Source organism: Roseovarius sp. D0-M9, from assembly GCF_037083805.1.
GTDB lineage: Bacteria > Pseudomonadota > Alphaproteobacteria > Rhodobacterales > Rhodobacteraceae > Roseovarius.
The window spans coordinates 1-1,770 of sequence record NZ_JBAPKZ010000108.1; the positions used below are offsets into that span (position 1 = coordinate 1).

The following is a 1,770-nucleotide window of genomic DNA, read 5'->3' on the forward strand; positions in this document are numbered from 1 at the left end:
CGGCCGAACGCAGCCAAGACAGCACAAGCAAACCCAGCATCAACCCGGCATAGGCCATTTGTGGACCGGATGCCGGGCGCGTCAAAACCATTTGCGCCAGCGTGACTTTCTCGCCTTCGCTTTGTCGGTGGCTTTTGGCGTAGAGGCCTAATGCAAGGAACGGTCCGACGATCAGAAAGCCGGAAACGGTGGGCAATGCGAGATAGAGGAGGCCCGTCGCCGATAATCCCCAAAGTACTGCATAAGACAGGAGGACCACAAAAATGCCGTAGGCCAGGCTCAGCGCCGGAGCGGTGCGCAGGTCACGCCAGCCCGCGTGTAGCCAGTCGAATGCTACCCGAGCGGGCAGGTTTCGAGCCAGCGGCGAGTCCGCTCGCTGCGGCGGTCGAATCGTGGGAAGTGGCTCAAGCATGACGGTCTCCGTTAGCAGACGTGTTTTGCGGGCATCGCTGCATCTGCCACGGCAACACAAGCGGGCTGTGAGCGAAAGGCGGCGGCAATGAACTGTGCATTGATCACGATGAAAAGACTTGCTGCAGCGACCGCGCCAAAGATGGCCAGCCGTTTTTGCGTGATCGTGATCATTGTGAAACCTCCTCTGACAGCCGGTTCACATAAAGCGCAAGCAGGTTGATTTCGGCGTCGCTGAGACGGTCTGACCAATGCGGCATGACGCCCTGTCGCCCGTAACGAAGCGTCTGGCTCACCGACGCCGCATCTTGACCATATATGACTGCTGTGTCGGTCAGGGCAGGGGCTCCATTCATCAACCCGCCGGTGCCGCCGTCACCATGGCAAGCAACGCAGTTCTCCTCAAACAGTGGCGCAGCTGGCCCATCTGGATCGGCCGTGCCGTCGCGAAGTGCGACGACGTATTCAGCAAGCTGCCGCCGGTCCTGTCGCTCCATCCAGTCGAAAGCTGGCATCTGTGCCCATCGGGTGTCAGGGTGCGTTGTATTGATACCGGCCTGAAGCGTTTCGGCAATCGTCTCAGGATCGCCGCCCCAGAGCCAGTGACTGTCGGTCAGCACTGGAAATCCCGGTCCGCCTCCGCCTTGCGCGCCATGACAGGCCGAACAATTATCCAGATATAGCCGGTCGGCAGCGGGCATTGCCGCTGCCATCAGGCCCGCATCTTCCTCCAGTGNCAAAGCCTGCCACGGCCATCTCACCCTGATCCAACCCCAGTAGCCCGCGGGTGTAATCGCGCCCATAGGGCCAAGCAGGTAGAAGGACCCAAGTGACGGCGGAGTAGAGAAAAGTCAGCACCAGCGCCCAGATTACGATTTTTGGAAACGGCGTATTCAACTCCGTGATGCCATCCCAGTCGTGCCCCGTGGTTTCATGGCCGGTGACTGGGTCGACCTCGCGCTGGCCTGTATGGGGGTCGGCTCCGGGAAGATCTTTTGGATCGGTTTTTGGCTGATCGGTCATGCACCGCCCTCCCGATCATCGGGACGTAGGATCGACTGCGCGGCATAATCATGCGCTGCCCGCCGTTTGGGATTATAGGCGATGATAACGACAATGATAAAGAACCCCATCATCCAGAAGAGTCCAATCGTCTTCGCCAAATAGACCAGAACATCATAGCTCATTGCGTGACCTCCTCGGGGATCGCGTGGGCCGCATCGGTCAGTGTGCCGAGTGATTGTAGATAGGCTACCACCGCGTCCAGCTCGGTTAACTTCGATGGATCGCCGTCGAAGGCGCGGACCGCTACATCCTCGCCATAGCGGTCGAGCACGCCGTCAACGCCGGCGCTATCAG

General features: G+C 59.8%; 5 protein-coding genes. All 5 read right to left on the bottom strand.

Translation table 11 applies throughout. The features are described from left to right. Positions 1-412, bottom strand: a 412-nt coding sequence (locus tag V8352_RS21660) for a DUF2189 domain-containing protein (protein ID WP_336426328.1), incomplete at its 3' end; no start/stop codon positions are given. An 11-nt stretch (positions 413-423) separates the two neighbouring features. Next, entirely contained in the window at positions 424-585 is a 162-nt protein-coding gene (locus V8352_RS21665) for a hypothetical protein (RefSeq protein ID WP_336426329.1), read from the bottom strand. Then, positions 582-1,112, bottom strand: coding sequence for a c-type cytochrome (locus V8352_RS21670; RefSeq protein ID WP_336426330.1), 531 nt, complete (start codon positions 1,110-1,112; stop codon positions 582-584). The genes V8352_RS21665 and V8352_RS21670 overlap by 4 nt, the downstream gene beginning before the upstream one ends. Next, a complete protein-coding gene (locus V8352_RS21675; protein ID WP_336426331.1) occupies positions 1,081-1,434 on the bottom strand; it encodes a cbb3-type cytochrome c oxidase N-terminal domain-containing protein in 354 nt (117 codons plus the stop codon). Before V8352_RS21675 ends, V8352_RS21670 begins: the two co-directional genes overlap by 32 nt. Beyond that, entirely contained in the window at positions 1,431-1,598 is a 168-nt protein-coding gene (locus tag V8352_RS21680) for a cbb3-type cytochrome oxidase subunit 3 (RefSeq protein WP_336426327.1), read from the bottom strand. The genes V8352_RS21675 and V8352_RS21680 overlap by 4 nt, the downstream gene beginning before the upstream one ends. Between the last annotated feature and the right edge of the window lie 172 nt (positions 1,599-1,770).

What these genes read in the sequence shown, in the direction of transcription:
- V8352_RS21665 (WP_336426329.1), bottom strand. Translation starts at nt 585, where the DNA reads ATGATCACGATCACGCAAAAACGGCTGGCCATCTTTGGCGCGGTCGCT.
- V8352_RS21670 (WP_336426330.1), bottom strand. Translation starts at nt 1,112, where the DNA reads ATGCCCGCTGCCGACCGGCTATATCTGGATAATTGTTCGGCCTGTCAT.
- V8352_RS21680 (WP_336426327.1), bottom strand. Translation starts at nt 1,598, where the DNA reads ATGAGCTATGATGTTCTGGTCTATTTGGCGAAGACGATTGGACTCTTC.